This is a genomic window from Bacillus sp. DTU_2020_1000418_1_SI_GHA_SEK_038, assembly GCF_032341175.1.
In the GTDB taxonomy this organism is placed as follows: domain Bacteria; phylum Bacillota; class Bacilli; order Bacillales; family Cytobacillaceae; genus Cytobacillus.
Window position 1 is genome coordinate 1,141,531 of record NZ_CP135435.1, and the last position, 18,641, is coordinate 1,160,171.

An 18,641-nucleotide genomic window follows, 5' to 3' on the forward strand; every position below is an offset into this window, starting at 1 on the left:
AGGGAGGCAACTTCTTTTTAGGTAAAATACTCTAATTTTGCTTCGGGGAAAAACTTCTCCATATAAGTGTAAAGATGTTTTTTAATATCCTCTTCTTCTTCTTTTTGATAAATATATTTACCTATTCCATATTTTCCCCATTTATATCTACGTTTTTCTTCATCTAATTCTAATTTTGTCATCGGGTAGTTTTTTTCAATTACTCTTTTTGCCGGCTTTGTAAAACGATGCTGGATAAATTCAAAGGTAAGGTCTTTCTTTGCTTCAGGAGGCAATTCAGCATCTAAACGCTCAAACATATGAAAGTATCCATCCTCCCATCCTTCATGAAGATAGATAGGTGCTACTATAAATCCAAGTGGATATCCAGCTCTTGCAACTTTTCCGGCAGCTTCAATTCTTTTTTCTAAGGGTGAAGTCCCGGGCTCAAAGTTTTTAATGATATAATCTGCATTCACACTAAAACGAAATCTTGTTTTTCCGTTATGTTTAGCATCAAGTAAGTGATCTACATGGTGAAATTTTGTAACAAATCTTAATTTGCCGTATTCTGATTTTCCAAAATGCTCAATGGCTCTTTTAAGAGTATGGGTTAAATGATCAATCCCTACAATATCGGATGTACAAGATGCTTCAAATCTTGTAATTTCTGGAGCACGCTCCTCCATATATTTGTCGGCAGCCTCAAGAATTTCCTCTACATTGACATATGTACGGATATACGGCTTACTTCCCATCGTCGTTTGTAAGTAGCAATAATGACAATGACCCATGCAGCCTGTAGCAAAAGGAATGGCATACTCTGCTGAAGGCTTCGAGGTGTCAAATTTAAGCGTTTTTCTAATCCCAACTACTAGTGTAGACTTGGCTACCCGGTATCTTTGAAATTCGTTATCACCGGGGAGATTTCTTACTTGATTGTGGGAAGTGGTATGCCTTATCTCGATATCTGTCTTATTAAATTTCTCATATAGTTCTTTTCCTAAAGGATAATCTAATGCATCAGGCTCAAAATAAACAAGTTTGGGTGTAAATGGTTTCATTCCAATATCCCTTCTGAATCATATCCATAATAATAATGATAGGCTTGGTTTGCTTCTTCTTCTGTAGTATAAACAGCCATTTCATTGGAGAGCGGATAATAAGTTTCATATAAAAACAAAGCTAATTCATCCGCTTTTTCAGGGTTATTAACAACTGCTGCTACTTGAATATTAGCTACATCTTGGGTATGGGGGTTACGATAAAAAACATAGACAATATCTCCGGCCTGATAATTTTGATTTTCCATTCCATCACCTTCGTTTTATTAGTCCTATTATGATTCTGCCATTCATTCTGAAAAATTATGATTTCTTAATTATGGAAAGGGATGAACATGGAGTAATAAATTTATATTTGGCTCATAATAATTTTGATTTATACAATATGAAGGAGTTGGATGTAACTTGGAAATGAATTCTAGAAACTCTACTGAAGCTGCACTTATCCATTATAAAGAAGGGCTTGGAATGTTTGCCGAAAAAATGCCTGAATTTGTCAGACAGTTTAATTCGTTTACTGAAGAGTGTTTTAAAGAAGGAGCATTAACTCAAAAACAAAAACAGTTAATCGCATTAGGAATAAGTATTCATGCTCAGGATGAGTATTGTATCATCTATCACACAAAAGGATGTCTTGATCAGGGATGCTCAGAGCAGGAAATTCTTGAAGCTGTAGGTGTGACGGCGGCATTTGGTGGGGGAGCTTCCATGAGTCAAGGGGTTACTCTTGTTCAGGAATGTATAAATGAGATGAGTCATTTGAAACAGTAAAAGTGTTAAATGACAGATAACGATTTTGATAAATTTTAGGTGAAATCGTAAAGGTTTCATCTTTTTTGTTGTATATAGGTATTTATATTTGAATAACCTTCTAGGCATTTTGTTCATACCATAATTCAGGAGGGGAAGTCATGGATTCAATAGGGGTCTTTTTACATGAATTGTTAACGCTTTATGGAATTGCCATTTTGGGTTTTATCGCTAGTAAAAGCGGAATCCTGAATGAAAATGCAAATGATGTGTTAACACAATTGATTCTTTACATTACATTACCAGCCTTGATTTTATTTTCATTAGATATCTCATTTTCTTATACGTTAGTCAAAGAATTTTTGACGCTCATCGCTATGTCTGTTTATATACTTGGATTATCCAGTCTTCTAGCCTTTTGGATGAGAAGGCGTTCTCAACTTCTGGAAAAACAAAAAAGTGTGTACGAAGGATTGATCATTTTTGGAAACCAAGGATTTATCGGTTACGCAGTCATTTTTATTGTTTTTGGAAACGAAGGAATTATTTACTTAACGATGTTTAATTTATGTTATTTATTACTTATTTGGTCGTATGGCATATACCTTTTTAGCAAAAATAATAATGTTATGGGATGGAAAAATATATTCTTGAATCCGGGGATTCTATCCACAATAGCAGGATTAGCTATTTTTTTATTGCCGATAGGCTGGCCAAGAATGGTTTCGAATGGTCTTGAAATGGTAGGAAAGATGACAATTCCTCTATCCATGATCATAATAGGAAGTTTAATCGCTAATGTTAAATACATGTCCCTTGTTTCCGCGTTGAAAAATAGCTCACTGTGGAAAATGGCGATAGCAAAACTTCTATTGATCCCCTTACTGTTAATCCCATTTGCTGCTTTGTCCGTACCAACTTCATTGCTGCTGATCGCTGTTATTGTGTCTGGAATGCCCTCCGCACCAACAATTTCCCTTTATGCACAAAAATATGGCGCTGACGCTTTTTTTGCGTCTTTAGGTGTTTTGCTAACCACATTGTTATGTATAATGACCATTCCGTTTCTATATTTAGTTGTAGATCTTTTAACTCATTAAAATATGATAAAAGCACGATAGTAGAATGGGAATCTAAAAACAGTTATAAAATTATTGCAAAAGACGATTTAAAAAATCTACATGCTGCCTATCTTTGTCTAGCACTTCCTCAATCAATTGGCGGCTTTCTAGGTCTAGATCCCCTTTTACAATTTCTTCAGATATTTGAATCCCATAATAATCTTCTCCTGTTAAAGCACTTTCGATAATACCTGAAGAAGTATCAGGAATCTTAAATTGACTAATAAAGCCTTGAATAGAACCAATAACCCCTTCATCATCTACTGGCGTACCTCCGAGGTTTTGAATTCTTTCCGCAACTTTAAGGGCATGGTTCTTATGATCTTGTTGAATTCTTTGAAATTCACTTTTTATGTAAGGGTCTTTTAATTTTTGTATATGGTGCTCATAAGCATGGATCCCCATGTATTGACCCTTCAGAAATTTATTTAATGTATCTATTACATTGTTAACTTCCATTTGTATTCACTCCTTTTTCTGTGAAAATAATCTTTTATCTGTTAGTAGGTATAGATCATTACTTGAGTGGTCATCCTAAATTTTACAATAAGAAAGCTGAGCTACCTTGTGGAGAGGTATCTCGTATATATTATTGTGGACTTGGCTATACTAACTAGTTTGTAGCGGTTCTTTATATAGCTCTTTGTTGATTAACATAGAGTAAATCGTACGAAGCATTCGATGGCCTGTGGCTACGAGTGCTTTTTTCTTTCCTCTTCTTGCTGCAGTAGACCAATATTTTAGTGCGAACCATTTATTTCTACTTCTCGATGCAGCCCAAGCAGCTTCACATAAAGCAGATTTAATATGAGGATTCCCTTTAGTTGTACGTGTACTCTTTCTCTTTCCTGCACTCTCGTGATTTCCTGGGGATAATCCTGCCCAAGAAGCAAGGTGCTCAGATGAAGGAAACTGGCGCATATCTACCCCGATTTCTGCGATAATTACCGAAGCGGTATTTTTACTTATACCTGGTATAGACGTTAGGATAGCTACTTCCTCTTGGTAGCTTTTAAGTATCTGGTCAATTTTTTGGTCAATTTCATCGGTCAGAGACTCCAAGTATTCAATATGCTTCCAAGACTGTCTGATTAAAAAAAGTTGATGATTGTTAATCGTTCCAAATAAGGAATCGGAAATACTTTGTTTTTTGTGTTGCATCCGTCCATGAATAGAGGATTCTACTTCTTCCTCATCTATATAGCCTTTTTCTAGAAGACGTGCAAGCAACTTTCGGCCAGACACTCCAAAGACATCGGAGATGACGGAACTTAGCTTAATATTCGAACTCTCAAAAGTTTTTTGAATACGGTTCTTTTCAGAAGTGATATGTCCTATCCACTTTTTTCGAAGTCGAGTAAGATCCCGAAGCTCACGTATGTCTGAGGGTGGAATAAAACTTTTTTCTATCAAACCTACCCTTAACAACTTGGCTATCCATTCTGCATCACTTACATCGGTCTTACGACCAGGGACGTTCTTAATCCTTTGGGCGTTAGCTAAGGTGATATCAAAAAAGTCTTCCAGAATATTAAACACTGGCTTCCAATAAACACCTGTACTTTCCATCGCAAGGTGTGTAACTTGTTTTTCTTCTAGCCATTTTAAGAGACGAAATAAATCTTTTGTAAAGGTAGGGAAAGTCTCAATCTCAGTTGTTAACTCGTTATCATCGTTCCCTTTAAGTACACAAACAACAATACTTTCCGCATGAACATCTAAACCTGCACAACGTTCCAACAATACTTCCATCATAACCACCTATTCTTAAACAAGATCATAAACAGGGAACGAGTTTGACAATAAGTATTTTTCTGTCCGTAGTCACCCGATTGCAGGTGCTCACAAAGGGTTGAACTCCAAACTCATTCAAGCAGTTTTTGTTACAGGATCGAGGTCACCAAAAAAAGACACGCACTGAACCTGCTTATGTCATCTATCAGTATGGACGGGGTTTAAACATTTTCATGCCTGGGTTGGGAGTAAAATTTAATCATGTTAGTTTTTGTATATTTTCTTCTATAAATTGCAGGTTATCCCCCTTGTGAAATTTTTGTTTTTGGAAATGATAAGAAGGAAATTCAAAAGACATAAAAAAGGAGTACCAATTAATGAGTAAAGATTTAAAGGAAAAAGTGCTAAAAATTATATCTGATCATAGAACAGGTATCTTGTCATCAGTTGAAAATAATAAGCCCCATTCACGATATATGACGTTTTATAATAACCATTTAACGTTATATACACCAACAAAAAAGGATACTGAGAAAGTAGAGGAAATAGAAAAAAATCCTGCTGTTTCGGTGTTATTAGGTTATGAAAAGAATGGGCAAAGTGATGCCTATGTTGAAATTACTGGGACAGCTGCCATTAATGATTCACAAAAATTGAAAAACCAATATTGGGATGAATCATATAAAAAATGGTTTGACAGTCCAGAAGATCCAAATTACGTGTTTCTACAGGTGCAGCCTGAAACTGTTCGTTTATTAAATATGGATGGTGAGCCGCCTCAAGAACTTACTTTAGGTAATTGAGGAAACTGAGTCTGACTCCATAAATTGGCTCTTCTTTCGATCATTTTAAAGAGAAAGAAGAGCCGTCAATAATTTCAACATCTTTCCTTGTTTTTACCACATCCATTAATTTAAAAAGCGCCTCATCTTTCCTCTTAGCCTCAATCATACAATCAATTTGCGGAACACTGCCTCGTATTACGTTAAGGAATCTAAAAAACATATCGATATCAACATAATCTGAGTGATGGCGAAATGCTTTAGCACTCTTTGGACTTGATATATGCATTTTTATTGGGAGCGGGGAATCTCTCCAAGTCCCCACAACTCTATCCCAGTTGGTTTCCCAATTTGGATCTTGGTGATAGGCAAGATGGTGATGATAATCGAAAACTAGCGGGATATTCAGTTTTTCACATAAGTAAAGTGTGTCCTCTAAGGTAAAAGAAGTATCATCATTTTCAAGCATAATCATTTTTTGAATCTTTTTTGGGACGTCCATCCAATTATCGACAAAACGTTCAAGTGACATGTCGGTTTCTTTATAATTACCGCCAACATGCATGACACAGCGATGAGTCGGGTCAATCCCCATCGCCTTTAATAATAAGTAATGCAGCTTTAAGGTGCTTATTGAATTTTTCAAGATGTCCTTCTTTTTAGAATTGATGAGAACAAAGTGGTCTGGATGAAAATCAATTCTTATATTATGTGTTTTTGCAAAATCCCCAATCTCACGAAGCGGTTCTTTTAACGGTTTTATATAATTCCAATCAAGAAGCTCTTCATGGTTGGCTAAAGGAATAAGGCGAGAGGTTAATCGATAAAAATGAATATCTGACGCTGCATTATGTTTTAACAGTCTTAGTGTATTGTGCAAATTCGATAGTGCAATACGTTCTAATTTCCGAATGGCCGCTTCCCGATCATCAATTTTCTGGAATTGGGCGAAAGTCATTGTTTGCGAAGGGGATGCATTTTTAAGTTCCATACTCATTGCGACATAGCCTAGACGTACAATCGTCATTCATTCCACCTCATCAAAAATATGTCATTCTATTCTCCACGATTACCATTCCACCGCTGCACCTGAAATACGTTTGATACCTCGAATGGCAGCTATTTCTTCAACAAGTCTATGCATAGCAAGGTTCTTTTGTTTTGCTTCTATCATTATGTCAAAGTCTTGATTTAGCTCCTTGGCCATCTTTAAGAAGGGAAGGACAAAATCAAGAGAAACAAAATCAGCATGGGAACGATAGGCTTGATCAGACTTTGGGGAAGAAATGTGGACTTTAGGTACAATATTAAAGTTTTTCCAAGTGTTAAATATACGGGGTAGATAAAGAGGGAGGTCACTCTCCTCATTATTCGCCATATAGTGATGATAATCGAGTACCATTGGAATGTTTTCCTTTTCACAAGTAGTGAGTGTTTCCGGAACATTATACGTTTTATCATCGTTCTCTAGCGTCATATGCTTCTTAATCTTTTCTGGCAATTTTTTTAGATTCTGATGGAATTGGTTTAATGATTTATTTTTATCCCCGTAGGCTCCGCCAATATGAATATTAATTAATCCGGTTTCGAGAGCATTCATGGCTCCCAGCATCTTAAAATGATAGTCCATATCTTTAACTGCATTCATTGTCACTTCTTCTCTTGGGCTTGTGAAAAGTGTAAATTGATTTGGGTGAAAGCTTACTCTAAGCTTAAATTGCTGAACTAGTTTTCCAAGTTCTTCCCATTCATTTTTGTATGGGGTAATGAAATCCCACATCACTTCCGGATGGGTTGCTAAAGGGACAAGTGAGCTGGAAAACCGATAACATTCGATTTCATGCGCAATATTATAATGCAAAATTCTTTTCGTGTGCTGTAAATTTTGTGCTGTTACTGATTTCAGCTTTTCCATTCGCTCATCTTTTGGAAGAGTTGAATAGCGTGCGAAAGTTACAGTTTTTGACGGACTTGCATCCCATAAGCCCAATGCATTTGCTACATAGCCGAAACGAATCTTCATCTGTTTTTTCCCCTTGAATAAGGTTATTTATAAGAGCACAAATCGTAATTTATTTTCTGCAATAATCTATTTCTGTATACAGATTATGAGACGTTATAGCTTTTCTAGAGTTTTAATTGTGAACCGACAGGGTTTGTTTGCGAAACTATGGAGTATATTTGCGAACCGACAGGGTTTGTTTGCGAAACTATGGAGTATATTTGCAAACCGACAGGGTTTGTTTGCGAAACTATGGAGTATATTTGTGAACCGACAGGGTTTGTTTGCGAAACTACAGGGGTGTTTGCGAACCTGCGCTATTCATTTACGAACCGGTCATTTGTTTGCGAAACGCACTCTTCATTGCTAGTGTCTTCAATATTCAGTATAGTTTAGATAAAGATGGTAAATAAATGAAGCTGAAGATAATGAAAGGAGAGGATAGCAAAAAATGTATGAACTTAAGACGAAAGAAACTGATGGCAGCGTCATTGAATTTATCGAAAAAGTCGAAAACACCAAAAAGCGGAAAGATGCATATGACTTATTGGATATCTTCACAGAAGTGACAGGTTTTCAGGCCAAGATGTGGGGGCCAAGTATTATTGGGTTCGGTTCTTACCATTATAAATATGAATCTGGGCACGAAGGGGATGCACCGCTTGTTGGCTTTTCGCCTCGCAAAGCAAAATTCAGTCTTTATTTTAATATGAGTGAAAAAGAACGAGAAAAGCTACTAGAGAGTTTTGGGAAGCATACAACAGGTAAAGCTTGTGTTTATATCAATAAACTAGATGATATAGATGTACAAATATTAAAGGAGCTAATAAAACAATCTGTTAGCTATTTAGAGAATAAATACCCTGAAAAATGATTTTAAAATAAAGCCAAGTTGGTGAAAGGGAGAAAAAATATGAGTATTGGAGCATTTTCTGTTAGTTTGACGGTAAAGGATATTCATGCTTCAAAAGCATTTTATGAGAAACTGGGGTTTACTGATTTTGGTGGAAATATCGATCAAAATTGGTTAATCATGAAAAATGAAGACTGTATAATTGGCCTGTTTCAAGGCATGTTTGAAAAGAATATATTAACCTTTAATCCTGGGTGGGACGAAAACGCTGAAGAGGTAAATCCTTTTAAGGATGTAAGGGTATTGCAAGAGGAACTTAAAGAAAAGGGTATAGACTTTATTACGGAAGCCAATTTAGAAACTGAAGGCCCAAGCAGCTTTATGATTAAGGATCCGGATGGTAATCTAATCCTTGTTGATCAGCATAGGTAGAAAATAATCTTTTGAATATACTAGGAGGTTTATGATGGGAAGAGTCGTTCATATCGAGATTCATGTAAATAATATGGAAGTGGCAAAATCTTTTTATGGTGAGGTATTTGGCTGGACATTTCAAGACTGGAGCGAATATGCTGGAATGCCTTACTTTGGGGTAGTCACTGGAAATGAAGGTGAACCCGGAATCAATGGTGCTTTAATGCAGCGGCAAAGTGCTTCACCCGAAGCGGGACAAGGCTTAAATGCATATGTTTGTACAATTGGCGTAGAAAATTATGATGAATCGGAAGCTAAAATCCTTAACAATGGCGGAAAAGTCGCATTGCCAAAATTTGCATTGCCAGGTATGGCGTGGCAAGGCTATTATTTGGATACAGAGGGCAATATTTTCGGACTGCATCAGCCTGATGTTAATGCCAAATAAGGTTATTAACTAGAAAAGATACATAGAATTTACATAGCTTAAAAGCCTGCCCCCATTGAAAAAATGCATTGGAGGCAGGCTTTTTTTTACATTTCGGCATCAAATGTTTCCCCGCCGCGAGCTGATCTATATTTTGTAACAAAAACCATGTCTGGGAGCAAAATAACAGATACAATCAATAAAACAATCTTCATAGAGTGCTGATTTCCATCAGTGGTCCCTGTAGCAAACATAACTCCAAATAAACTAGAAGCTAGGATGTTGCCTATAAATCTAGAAGTCATAAATAATCCTGCGGCAAGGCCGCTTTCAGATCTAGAAACCAATGAATACAGAATGGTTTGTAGACCAATGTTTAAAATTCCATTGCTTACCCCAATGATCGATAAGGTGATGAATATCCAATATAACGGAGAGTTATGATTGATTGTCATTAAGAAAATTACCCCTAATACACCTACGATTACCCCGGAAATTAAAGGGATTCTATAACCCGATTTTTCAATCCAGCGTGTAGCAATTGGCGTAACAATGACTGCGAAAATTGAAATAGAAAGCATCATGATTGTTGTATTTAGTGGATTTAAGATCACCCCAAGTGCGACTGCTGCAATTAACAGATTTGGTCTTACTCTTCGAGAGCCCAGACTTATTACTGACATGAATAATTCATTCCTTCTATAAAAAAGTCGAAATATAATCTTCAAAATTCGAAAAAAAATCTTCTAATCTATTAAATCAGTTAAACACTTGCCTTAGCTAATTAAACTAAATAGTGCTATTCAAAAGATGGGAGGAATTATTGGAATAATGGTGGAATAATTATGAAGTAGTTTCAGTGGACATCAAGCGATGAGATCTAAAAAACGCGGAAAAGTTGACGAAAAAGAGCAATAGTTATGAAAAAAATATATAGGGGTGGGGAAATTGAGAGGAAATATACATAATAAAAAGCGTGAAATTCCAGAGGAAAGTGCTTATCACTTTTTGAAAAAGGGGAAGGTGGCACATGTAGCAACGGTCGGACTCGATGGATTTCCATACGTCATTCCCTTTGTCTTTGTGTATGAAGAGGGAAAGCAGCTATATCTTCATATAGGGAACTTAAGGGAGAGTCATTTCTGGACGAACATTACCCATAACCCGCAAGTTTGCATAGAAGTAAGTGAAATGGGAGACGTCCATCCGGGTAAAAAATTTGCATGCCAATCCGCGCTCGTCTACACAAGTGTGGTTTTATTTGGAACCATTAAGCATATAGAGGATGATAAGAAAAAAGAATGGTTCTATGACCGATTAATGGAAAAGTACGGAAACCCAGAATGGACCTTCGAAAAAGGCTACCCAGCCCTATCGAAAACTGAATTATTTGAAGTACAGATTGATAAAATAACTGGAAAATTAAGTGAAGGATTAAGTCATTAACTAGGATGCCTGACCCAAATGCGGTATTGCTATTATACCGGGGGTTAGGCATTTTCTGTGTAAAACAAAATTGTCGTTGGTCCAGCAGTACTTATCCTTGATGTACGGGGTAATCACAAGAGCAGAGAAATGATGAAGCCAACGACATTTAAAAACTGGATTGAATCATGAATGTTTTTCTGTGGGAAAATTAACGTTTGAACTTAAAGCAAGGTCTATCTAATTTATTTTGCGGACAGAGAATCCCTTATTTCCATAAAATCCCCACTTTTGTCGAATGAATAGGACACAGATGTCGTTATTAATGAAAAATATGAAAAAATAGCCTTCTTTTCAAGCAATAGCGGAATCAGAGTCCGATCACCTCCAGGAAAACAGCCTTTAAGGATAAATAAAGGAACGAGTGTCCCTAAGTGATAAAACCATTTCATATTTCGTAAATCCCACAACGAAACTTACATAAAAATAACTATACATACAATAGTATTTTGAAAACCAAGAAATCACTAGGTCTCTCACTAATTATCGGAATAATCACCTAATTATGAATATAGTTAATAAAAATAATAGTATTGTAATATATTTTATAACACCGTATAATACTTTTCATAGAAAGACAAGTGTCCTTAACGTATGGAATAATTTTGGAAATATTGAGGAATGAACAACGCGATATTTATCATATCGTAATTTTACTACTAAGGAGGAACATCTATGAAAAGCTTATTAAAGAAGTGGAATCAACTTAGCATAGTTAAACAAATAATCATAGGATTGATTATCGGTATATTACTAGCTTTGACGATCCCAGAAGCAGCAAAACCGATTGTCATTTTTGGCTCATTGTTTGTCGGTGCGTTAAAGGCAATTGCACCTGTGTTGGTACTCTTATTGGTTATGTCGGCTATTGCTCACCACAAAAAAGGTCAGCAAACGAATATGAAATCTGTTATCATTCTTTATCTTTTAGGAACTTTTATAGCTGGCTTAATCGCTGTTATTGTGAGCTTTATTTTCCCTGTAAGCTTAACGCTTGTAAAGGGTGCTGAAGGAGTTACGCCACCGAGCGGAGTGGTTGAGGTTCTCAAAACCTTGCTGCTGAACATTGTGGATAACCCAGTGAAGGCGATTTTTAATGCGAACTATATCGGAATTTTAGCTTGGGGTATTCTACTTGGTTTGGCTTTAAGAAATGCCGCAGATTCAACTAAAACATTGATTTCTAATTTTTCTGATGCGGTTTCCAAAATGGTTACATGGGTCATTAAGCTTGCTCCGCTAGGAATTATGGGCTTAGTATTTGAGTCCATCACGACAAGTGGATTAGATGCTTTACTAGGCTATGGAAAAATACTTGCCCTATTAGTTGGCTGTATGCTTTTTGTAGCATTTGTTGTAAATCCAATAATCGTGTTTGCGTTAATTAGGCAAAATCCATATCCACTTGTATTTAAATGCGTAAAGGAAAGCGGGATTACAGCATTCTTTACACGCAGCTCAGCTGCAAATATTCCTGTTAATATGAAATTATGTGAGAATCTTGGTTTGAATAAAGATAGTTATTCAGTATCCATTCCATTAGGTGCAACGATCAATATGGCTGGTGCCGCTGTGACGATTACTGTTTTGACGCTTGCGGCAGTTCACACACTTGGGATTCAGGTCGATATTCCTACAGCCATTATCCTTAGCGTCTTGGCAGCTGTATGTGCTTGCGGTGCTTCAGGAGTTGCGGGAGGATCTTTATTATTGATTCCTCTAGCGTGCAGCTTATTTGGAATCCCAGCTGATGTGGCTATGCAAGTAGTTGGTGTAGGCTTTATCATCGGTGTTGTGCAGGACTCTATTGAAACAGCCCTTAATTCATCAACAGATGTGCTTTTCACAGCAGCTGCTGAATATAAAGAGTGGCGTAAAGAAGGAAAAACAATTGATATTAAGAAAGTAGCATAAAATGATGAAACTGTACCCTGATGTGTCCAAATATTGGGGTACAGTTTTTTACTGTATTAATAGGTAAAAACGTTCGGTTAATTATCTAAACAATGTCGATACGTTGCCAAATATCCGCTTATTATAAGTTTTGGCTAAAAAAAATAAATAAGTTTATCAACTATGGACAATGACTAGTAGACACTTGATGGATATAATTAAGTCATAAAGAGAATGTGAAAACATTCACAAATAACAAATAGCTATAAATCATCAATTTAATTTCATAGGAAACATTAAAAAATGAAATTGAATATTTTTTTAGCAAAGTTTGTGAATTTCTTCACAAATAGAATGTTAGATGAATTCTTACCCAGAATACATCTGCAGAAACACAAAAAATTATTGAAGAGGTGCTTATAATGGCAAAAGTTTTAGTAGCTGGAGAAATTCCACAAAAAGGTTTAGACATGTTAACTGCCAATCATGAGGTTGAAGTATTTGAAGGCAAGCAGCTGATTACAGATGCCGAATTAAAGGAGCGACTGAAAGATAAAGATGCATTACTAAGCTTACTGTCTACACCTGTTTCAAAAGAAGTAATTGATAGGGCGCCAAATTTAAAAATTATTGCGAACTGTGGAGCAGGCTTTAATAATATTGACTTTGAATATGCAGCATAAAAATGAATTCCAGCAACGAATACACCTATTGCGTCCACTGCGGCAACAGCTGACTTAACGATTGCTTTATTATTAGCTTCTGCAAGAAGAATCGCTGAGGGTGATGAAGTATGCCGCACAGTAGGCTTTAACGGCTGGGCGCCGCTTTACTTCCGTGGGCGTGAAGTGACAGGGAAAACGATTGGTATTATCGGATTTGGACAAATCGGTCAGGCAGTGGCAAAACGAGCAGCTGCTTTTGATATGAAGGTTTTATACAGCAATATAAGACAGCAAACCCCGGAAGTAGAAAAGGCATTAAATGCGACTTATGTTTCATTTGACGAATTAGTTGTAAAATCTGATTTCATTTCGATCAATTGCTCTTACAATCCAAGTAATAAACATATGTTCAGCACGAGACAATTTGAAATGATGAAATCAACAGCCCATTTAATCAATTGTGCACGTGGCCCAATTTTAGACGAAGCGGCACTTATTAAAGCTTTAGAAGAGAATGTAATTGAAGGAGCAGCACTAGACGTGTTCGAATTCGAACCTGAAATTGGGGAAGGTTTAAAACGATTGAAGAATGTTGTGTTAACACCTCATATCGGAAATGCTACTTATGAAACGCGTGATGCCATGGCAGTGATGGCAGCGGAGAACATCGTGAAAGTATTAAATAACGAACAGCCTTCCTATGTAATAAACGGTGTAGTTAGTAATACAGCTCTTGTTTAACCAAGTTTTTGCGTTTAGTTGTTATCATAATTGAAAAGGGGAATTTCAAAATGACAAGCGCAACGATGGGAACAAATAAACGATTCTTTAAACTTGAGGAGCTTGCTCAATTTGATCATAACGAAGTGAAAAAGACAATCTTCTATGAAACAGATAAAACAGCTGGGGCTGTATGGTGCTTAGAACCTGGCCAAGAAATTTTTAAGCATGCACATTCCACTTCAGATGATCTTTGGATTTGTATCCAAGGAACAGGGACCTTTTATCCTGGAAAAGGTGAAGAAGTTGAGATCACTAAAGGAGATCTTATCATTTCCTATCCCGGTCAACAACATGGAATGCGGAACACTGGAACCGAGCGCTTCATATGTATAGGGGTTGCGGGTCCTATTCCAATGGATTTAGTATTACCTGAAGAATAAATGATGCAGCAAGCTGATTTACTTAATGAAACATTTTAGTAATTCAGCTTGTTTAATAAATAATAAAGGAGTTTTTCTGATGGATCTTCAGCCAATAGACCAAGCAGTTGAACTTGCCTTGAAAAAGAAACAAATCTTGAAAGATTCGGTTGTAAAATATTTGCTTAGGGCAGCTTTGTCAGGTGTTTTTGTTGGAATTGGCCTTGTCGTATCGTTCCGGTTAGGTGAAGGTTTTTTTGATATTCAATCACCAATGTCCGCACTTATGTCGTCTATTTTTTTTGGAATTGCCCTCGTGTTAATCATTTACGGCGGAGGGGAATTGTTTACTGGTAACACGATGTATTTTACGATGAGTTCACTTAGGAAAAAAACAACCATTAAAGATACTCTGCAAAATTGACTTGCCTGCTATGGAGGAAATCTAATAGGTGCCGTGTTTTTTGCTTTCATTGTGATGAATTCCGGCTTATTTTCAAATGCAGAAAATAGCCAATTATTAATGTCTACTGCATCTTATAAAATGGATGCCTCTGCTTGGCAATTAATTTTTCGTGGAATTCTTTGTAATTTAGTAGTTTGTCTTGCCGTCTGGATCCCCATGCATGTAAAAGGGGAGGGGGCAAAAATATTTATTATGATGTTTTTAGTATTCGCATTTGTTGCTGCAGGGTTTGAACATAGTGTTGCCAATATGGTGACATTCTCACTTGCCATATCAGTACCACATCCTGACACTGTTACATTCATGGGTGCCATTCACAACCTGATTCCTGTCACGATTGGAAATATCATCGGGGGTGGGGTTTTTGTTGGGGCAGTATATACGTTCCTCTCCGCTCCTATTAAAAATAAACAACCACAAGTAGTAAAAGCGAAAGAAATGGAAGCAGTTTAACGAAGATTAATAAATTTTTTTATACTTTATTTTATTAATGACAAATGGGTAGATCGATGCAGTAAAAGCTGCAAGGTCTACCTTTATTTTTTCCATGACCGAAGGTTTCCACTATAACCACAGTACGATTATTGTTTATAACAGACAAAAATATACTAAAAAATTAGATGAAATGAATAATGATGTTTACTATGCTTTCCTGTACATTAGATATACCGGATTAATCAAACGAATAATCCTTTGTAGGAAAAAGTAAAAACAAAAAAGAATGGGGTTAAATTTAATGAACGAAAATAGGTCAGCTGCTACTTTCCTTGCTGGAATTCAATGGTTGTTTTTTATGCTGGCCAATACGGTAGTTATCCCGATAACGATCGGCCATGCATTCGATTTATCCTCCATTGAAGTGATTAGTGCACTGCAACGGTCTTTCATTTTTACAGGTATTGCATGTATTCTCCAAGCACTAGTTGGGCATAAGTATCCTTTAATGGAAGGTCAATCTGGTATATGGTGGGGAGCTGTGTTAAGCTTAAGTGCTTCTGCCTCGACTTCTGGAATATCAGTCAGTGAGCTTGGGGGAGGTCTTGCCATTGGAATCATCATTTCTGGCGTCCTCGTTGTTGTCCTTGGGTTACTTGGACTGGGTAATATTCTAAAGCGCTTATTTACCCCTGTTGTCATGAGCACCGTATTATTTCTGCTAGCTGTACAATTAATTGGGATCTTTACAAAGGGAATGCTAGGACTTTCTACTGGCGATCAAATTGATATACCTACGGCTAGTTTGTCCATATTTCTTGTTATTCTTGTTATTTGGATTAACGTAAAGGGACCTAAATTTATTCGCAGCTTTTCATTATTAATTGGAATCGTAACAGGCTGGATTCTTTACGAGCTTCTTTTCCCAGCTAGTTCATCTGCCGCTGTAAAATCCACCAACCTTATTCATTTATTTCCATGGGGGCATCCGACCGTAAGCTTAGGTTTAATCATTACGGCTGTTATAACTGGATTAGTAAATACAACAAATACGATTGCAGCGATAAAAGGATTTGAACCGATGGTCGATGCAAAAACGACCGATAACCAGTATAAGAAGTCAATTATGCTGACAGGGGCCAATTCCATTGTATCGGGCTTATTCGGAATGGTGCCATACGCACCTTATGTATCAACACTTGGCTTCTTAAAGTCAACGCTAATTTTTGAGCGTGCTCCGATGATCATTGGTTCCGTTGTATTTATGTTTCTTGGTTTCGTGCCTTCCCTCAGTCAATTCTTTTCAACTCTCCCAATAAGTGTGGGAAATGCCGTCTTATTTGTAGCTTATCTGCAGTTATTTAACGGTGCAATTTCAAATTTACGCAGTATACATTTTACTACTAATACCATTTATCGAATTGCTGCACCTATTTTATTAGGGATTGCGATTATGAATATTCCTGCTGATATGTTTGCATCGATCCCAATGTTCATTCGTCCTCTTCTTAGCAGCGGTTTATTGATGGGGATTTTATTATCCATTTTCCTTGAAAACACAATAAACTGGTCTAAATTAGATTGTGCCGAGAAAAGTTTAGTAAAAATAAATAAAGTTAGCTTGGAATCCAATGGGACCTCTCCCAAGGAATCTTATTTCCCATCAAAATAGGGGAGAAGCATTCCTAATACCAACAAAAAGGATAGATAGCAGTATGTACTGCTTTATCTATCCTTTTTGTTTCTTTTCTATGTAAAAATCGGCTTCATGACTAAAGCCATTCTTAAATGCAATGAGTTTTGTGGTTCATGAACGGAATACCCTAGAATATCTTCACATTTTGCAATTCGATATTTAACAGTATTTCGATGGATATACAATTTCTTTGCTGTTACGGTTATCTCGCAATTATTTTCTAAATAAACAATTAATGTATTGGTTAAGTCTTCTTCATCCTTTGTTTTAGGATAAGAAAGCGATCTTAGCGTGTTTTCATAAAAGTTTTTTAAGTTTTCTTTCGGAATTAAATGGATCAGCTCCATTAATTGCTTTGTTTCATAAAGGTTGATAAATTTCTTATGATATAAGTCTTCTCCCTTTTTCCATGCCTCCACAGCCTCAGAATAGGTAATGGGAATATAGGAGATATCATTTACAATGTTCCCTACTCCAAATGATAAGGATACTTTTAATGTTGAAAAAACATCTTCTTGAAATTCCTCGAGTTTTTCCTTAATAGAGGCTATGAGATTATCATTTGTCGTTTGAATGATACTAACAAAGTAGTCGTTCTTCATGAAAAGAATACTTTCCTTATTAATTTTTGAGATGGATTTATTAAATAGATCATATAAAATATCATATAAGAAATCGTAGGATTGATATTTCACATCACTAATTTCTTCCGAAAAATCATTCCTGTTCTCTTCATCAATTTTAAAAACAATACAAATATAGTTTGCTTTTTCCATTAATCCATATTGTTTTCCCCGATAGATTACCTCTTCCTTGGAGGAAATGTTTCCATCAACAAGGGAACCGAAAAAGTTATTTTCTAATAATCGACTGCTTTCCCGGATGGCTTCATTTTTTAAGAGGGTGAAGGAAATAACAGTTGAAGCTTGTTCAATGGCCAATTGTGATGAAGGGTAAGGCAATTTTTCAGCATTAAAGATGATAAGCAGGCTAGGATAAGGATGCCTTGTTTTTACCTGAAAGATATTAAGTGACAAAGAGGAATGATCAGAACTTGGATCTTGTATGGTAATCATCCTTTTTTCACTATATTCCTCAAGATTGCTTTTGAATATATCCACAACATTTTCTTTCAGAAGCTTCAATTTTTGTCCCTGAAAATGCCTAGAAAATGAAACGACATCTCCCAGTGGATTAAGTAAAAGGACAGGGCACTTTAAAAAAGAGCCGAGATTTTCAATTAAAGATTGCAGATTATATCCCTTTATCATCATATCGGTAAATTTCTTATGTACATGAATGGCGTAAAACAACTCTTCAATTTTGTTATTCCATAAAAAACTTAACATTTGATGGGCGACATTTCCTATTGTTAGGGAAGGAGGAATTTGGATAATTGGAAATTCTAATCTATTTGCTAAATCCACCACTTCTACAGGAATTTCATTGATGAATCTTTTTAGTTTAATGGCCATGCCGGCGCAAGGATGCTCACTCAATTGCTTGATGAGCTTACCAAGATTACGTGGATCATCCTTAAAGGCATAACCTGTAGTCAGTAACAATGAATTTTCAGCTAAAAAATGTGTGACGTCTGGTGCTTCAGATATCTCAATGGATGTAACCTTCCGCTTTAGTCCCCTATGACCAGCAATTACTTTTGCCTCAAGAAAAGCATCTACAATAAATAAATCCTCAACTGTTTTCATCATGCACCTCTATAAAATAGAAAA

18 protein-coding genes and 2 pseudogenes are annotated in these 18,641 nt (G+C 36.3%); 12 read left to right on the forward strand and 8 right to left on the reverse strand.

What is annotated here, in order from left to right:
* Positions 1 to 17 precede the first annotated feature (17 nt).
* Both splB and RRV45_RS05675 read right to left on the reverse strand, forming a co-directional pair.
* Positions 18 to 1,043 (reverse strand): spore photoproduct lyase, encoded by a 1,026-nt coding sequence (gene splB, locus RRV45_RS05670; protein ID WP_315667812.1) that lies wholly within the window; start codon positions 1,041 to 1,043, stop codon positions 18 to 20.
* Positions 1,040 to 1,291, reverse strand: coding sequence for a transcriptional regulator SplA domain-containing protein (locus tag RRV45_RS05675; RefSeq protein ID WP_315667813.1), 252 nt, complete (start codon positions 1,289 to 1,291; stop codon positions 1,040 to 1,042). The genes splB and RRV45_RS05675 overlap by 4 nt, the downstream gene beginning before the upstream one ends.
* A 157-nt stretch (positions 1,292 to 1,448) precedes the next feature.
* On the opposite strand from RRV45_RS05675, the gene RRV45_RS05680 reads away from it, so the two are divergent.
* Positions 1,449 to 1,814 (forward strand): carboxymuconolactone decarboxylase family protein, encoded by a 366-nt coding sequence (locus RRV45_RS05680; RefSeq protein WP_315667814.1) that lies wholly within the window; start codon positions 1,449 to 1,451, stop codon positions 1,812 to 1,814.
* A gap of 140 nt (positions 1,815 to 1,954) precedes the next feature.
* Complete coding sequence (locus RRV45_RS05685) at positions 1,955 to 2,893, forward strand: AEC family transporter (protein ID WP_315667815.1); 939 nt, start codon at positions 1,955 to 1,957, stop codon at positions 2,891 to 2,893.
* Positions 2,894 to 2,944: 51 nt separating this feature from the next.
* Here RRV45_RS05685 and RRV45_RS05690 read toward each other — a convergent pair whose 3' ends face one another.
* Both RRV45_RS05690 and RRV45_RS05695 read right to left on the reverse strand, forming a co-directional pair.
* Positions 2,945 to 3,373, reverse strand: coding sequence for a ferritin-like domain-containing protein (locus tag RRV45_RS05690; RefSeq protein WP_315667816.1), 429 nt, complete (start codon positions 3,371 to 3,373; stop codon positions 2,945 to 2,947).
* 150 nt (positions 3,374 to 3,523) lie between these two features.
* Positions 3,524 to 4,666 carry an IS110 family RNA-guided transposase gene (locus RRV45_RS05695; RefSeq protein ID WP_315668941.1) on the reverse strand — a complete coding sequence of 381 codons (1,143 nt, stop codon included), beginning with the start codon at positions 4,664 to 4,666 and terminating at the stop codon, positions 3,524 to 3,526.
* Between the two features lie 359 nt (positions 4,667 to 5,025).
* Between RRV45_RS05695 and RRV45_RS05700 the strand changes: the two genes are divergently transcribed.
* Positions 5,026 to 5,451: a pyridoxamine 5'-phosphate oxidase family protein gene (locus tag RRV45_RS05700; RefSeq protein ID WP_315667817.1), complete on the forward strand. Its 426-nt coding sequence runs from the start codon at positions 5,026 to 5,028 to the stop codon at positions 5,449 to 5,451.
* Between the two features lie 40 nt (positions 5,452 to 5,491).
* Here RRV45_RS05700 and uvsE (RRV45_RS05705) read toward each other — a convergent pair whose 3' ends face one another.
* Positions 5,492 to 6,457: a UV DNA damage repair endonuclease UvsE gene (uvsE, locus tag RRV45_RS05705; RefSeq protein ID WP_315667818.1), complete on the reverse strand. Its 966-nt coding sequence runs from the start codon at positions 6,455 to 6,457 to the stop codon at positions 5,492 to 5,494.
* Between the two features lie 42 nt (positions 6,458 to 6,499).
* The gene (gene uvsE, locus RRV45_RS05710) at positions 6,500 to 7,453 is read right to left on the reverse strand and encodes a UV DNA damage repair endonuclease UvsE (RefSeq protein WP_315667820.1); all 954 of its coding nucleotides are present in this window, start codon (positions 7,451 to 7,453) and stop codon (positions 6,500 to 6,502) included.
* 430 nt (positions 7,454 to 7,883) lie between these two features.
* On the opposite strand from uvsE (RRV45_RS05710), the gene RRV45_RS05715 reads away from it, so the two are divergent.
* From RRV45_RS05715 to RRV45_RS05725, 3 genes are read left to right on the forward strand one after another with little or no spacing between them, the layout of a single operon-like run.
* Positions 7,884 to 8,306: a DUF1801 domain-containing protein gene (locus RRV45_RS05715; protein ID WP_315667821.1), complete on the forward strand. Its 423-nt coding sequence runs from the start codon at positions 7,884 to 7,886 to the stop codon at positions 8,304 to 8,306.
* A gap of 39 nt (positions 8,307 to 8,345) precedes the next feature.
* Complete coding sequence (locus RRV45_RS05720; RefSeq protein ID WP_315667823.1) at positions 8,346 to 8,717, forward strand: VOC family protein; 372 nt, start codon at positions 8,346 to 8,348, stop codon at positions 8,715 to 8,717.
* A gap of 34 nt (positions 8,718 to 8,751) precedes the next feature.
* On the forward strand, positions 8,752 to 9,147 hold the full coding sequence (locus RRV45_RS05725) for a VOC family protein (protein ID WP_315668942.1): 396 nt from the start codon (positions 8,752 to 8,754) through the stop codon (positions 9,145 to 9,147).
* An 86-nt stretch (positions 9,148 to 9,233) separates the two neighbouring features.
* On the opposite strand, the gene RRV45_RS05730 is transcribed toward RRV45_RS05725, so the two are convergent.
* Entirely contained in the window at positions 9,234 to 9,809 is a 576-nt protein-coding gene (locus tag RRV45_RS05730; protein ID WP_315667824.1) for an MFS transporter, read from the reverse strand.
* Between the two features lie 256 nt (positions 9,810 to 10,065).
* Here RRV45_RS05730 and RRV45_RS05735 point away from each other — a divergent pair, with 256 nt between their 5' ends.
* The 6 genes and pseudogenes from RRV45_RS05735 to RRV45_RS05760 all read left to right on the forward strand — a co-directional run bounded on the left by RRV45_RS05735 (position 10,066) and on the right by RRV45_RS05760 (position 16,884).
* Positions 10,066 to 10,572 carry a pyridoxamine 5'-phosphate oxidase family protein gene (locus tag RRV45_RS05735; protein ID WP_315667825.1) on the forward strand — a complete coding sequence of 169 codons (507 nt, stop codon included), beginning with the start codon at positions 10,066 to 10,068 and terminating at the stop codon, positions 10,570 to 10,572.
* A gap of 714 nt (positions 10,573 to 11,286) precedes the next feature.
* A complete protein-coding gene (sstT, locus tag RRV45_RS05740; protein WP_315667826.1) occupies positions 11,287 to 12,525 on the forward strand; it encodes a serine/threonine transporter SstT in 1,239 nt (412 codons plus the stop codon).
* A gap of 401 nt (positions 12,526 to 12,926) precedes the next feature.
* A pseudogene (locus RRV45_RS05745) lies at positions 12,927 to 13,910 on the forward strand (NAD(P)-dependent oxidoreductase).
* A gap of 50 nt (positions 13,911 to 13,960) precedes the next feature.
* Positions 13,961 to 14,332 carry a cupin domain-containing protein gene (locus RRV45_RS05750; RefSeq protein WP_315667828.1) on the forward strand — a complete coding sequence of 124 codons (372 nt, stop codon included), beginning with the start codon at positions 13,961 to 13,963 and terminating at the stop codon, positions 14,330 to 14,332.
* Positions 14,333 to 14,411: 79 nt separating this feature from the next.
* Positions 14,412 to 15,230 (forward strand): annotated as a pseudogene (locus RRV45_RS05755) (formate/nitrite transporter family protein).
* A gap of 283 nt (positions 15,231 to 15,513) precedes the next feature.
* On the forward strand, positions 15,514 to 16,884 hold the full coding sequence (locus RRV45_RS05760; RefSeq protein WP_315667829.1) for a uracil/xanthine transporter: 1,371 nt from the start codon (positions 15,514 to 15,516) through the stop codon (positions 16,882 to 16,884).
* Between the two features lie 77 nt (positions 16,885 to 16,961).
* Here the strand turns inward: RRV45_RS05760 and RRV45_RS05765 are convergent, their stop codons facing one another.
* Positions 16,962 to 18,620 carry a PucR family transcriptional regulator gene (locus RRV45_RS05765; protein ID WP_315667830.1) on the reverse strand — a complete coding sequence of 553 codons (1,659 nt, stop codon included), beginning with the start codon at positions 18,618 to 18,620 and terminating at the stop codon, positions 16,962 to 16,964.
* Positions 18,621 to 18,641 lie beyond the last annotated feature (21 nt).

Excerpts from the sequence above, each read along its gene's own strand:
- splB (WP_315667812.1), bottom strand. The coding sequence starts at position 1,043 with ATGAAACCATTTACACCCAAACTTGTTTATTTTGAGCCTGATGCATTA.
- RRV45_RS05675 (WP_315667813.1), bottom strand. The coding sequence starts at position 1,291 with ATGGAAAATCAAAATTATCAGGCCGGAGATATTGTCTATGTTTTTTAT.
- RRV45_RS05685 (WP_315667815.1), top strand. The coding sequence starts at position 1,955 with ATGGATTCAATAGGGGTCTTTTTACATGAATTGTTAACGCTTTATGGA.
- RRV45_RS05690 (WP_315667816.1), bottom strand. The coding sequence starts at position 3,373 with ATGGAAGTTAACAATGTAATAGATACATTAAATAAATTTCTGAAGGGT.
- RRV45_RS05695 (WP_315668941.1), bottom strand. The coding sequence starts at position 4,666 with ATGGAAGTATTGTTGGAACGTTGTGCAGGTTTAGATGTTCATGCGGAA.
- RRV45_RS05700 (WP_315667817.1), top strand. The coding sequence starts at position 5,026 with ATGAGTAAAGATTTAAAGGAAAAAGTGCTAAAAATTATATCTGATCAT.
- uvsE (WP_315667818.1), bottom strand. The coding sequence starts at position 6,457 with ATGACGATTGTACGTCTAGGCTATGTCGCAATGAGTATGGAACTTAAA.
- uvsE (WP_315667820.1), bottom strand. The coding sequence starts at position 7,453 with ATGAAGATTCGTTTCGGCTATGTAGCAAATGCATTGGGCTTATGGGAT.
- RRV45_RS05715 (WP_315667821.1), top strand. The coding sequence starts at position 7,884 with ATGTATGAACTTAAGACGAAAGAAACTGATGGCAGCGTCATTGAATTT.
- RRV45_RS05720 (WP_315667823.1), top strand. The coding sequence starts at position 8,346 with ATGAGTATTGGAGCATTTTCTGTTAGTTTGACGGTAAAGGATATTCAT.
- RRV45_RS05725 (WP_315668942.1), top strand. The coding sequence starts at position 8,752 with ATGGGAAGAGTCGTTCATATCGAGATTCATGTAAATAATATGGAAGTG.
- RRV45_RS05730 (WP_315667824.1), bottom strand. The coding sequence starts at position 9,809 with ATGTCAGTAATAAGTCTGGGCTCTCGAAGAGTAAGACCAAATCTGTTA.
- sstT (WP_315667826.1), top strand. The coding sequence starts at position 11,287 with ATGAAAAGCTTATTAAAGAAGTGGAATCAACTTAGCATAGTTAAACAA.
- RRV45_RS05750 (WP_315667828.1), top strand. The coding sequence starts at position 13,961 with ATGACAAGCGCAACGATGGGAACAAATAAACGATTCTTTAAACTTGAG.
- RRV45_RS05760 (WP_315667829.1), top strand. The coding sequence starts at position 15,514 with ATGAACGAAAATAGGTCAGCTGCTACTTTCCTTGCTGGAATTCAATGG.
- RRV45_RS05765 (WP_315667830.1), bottom strand. The coding sequence starts at position 18,620 with ATGATGAAAACAGTTGAGGATTTATTTATTGTAGATGCTTTTCTTGAG.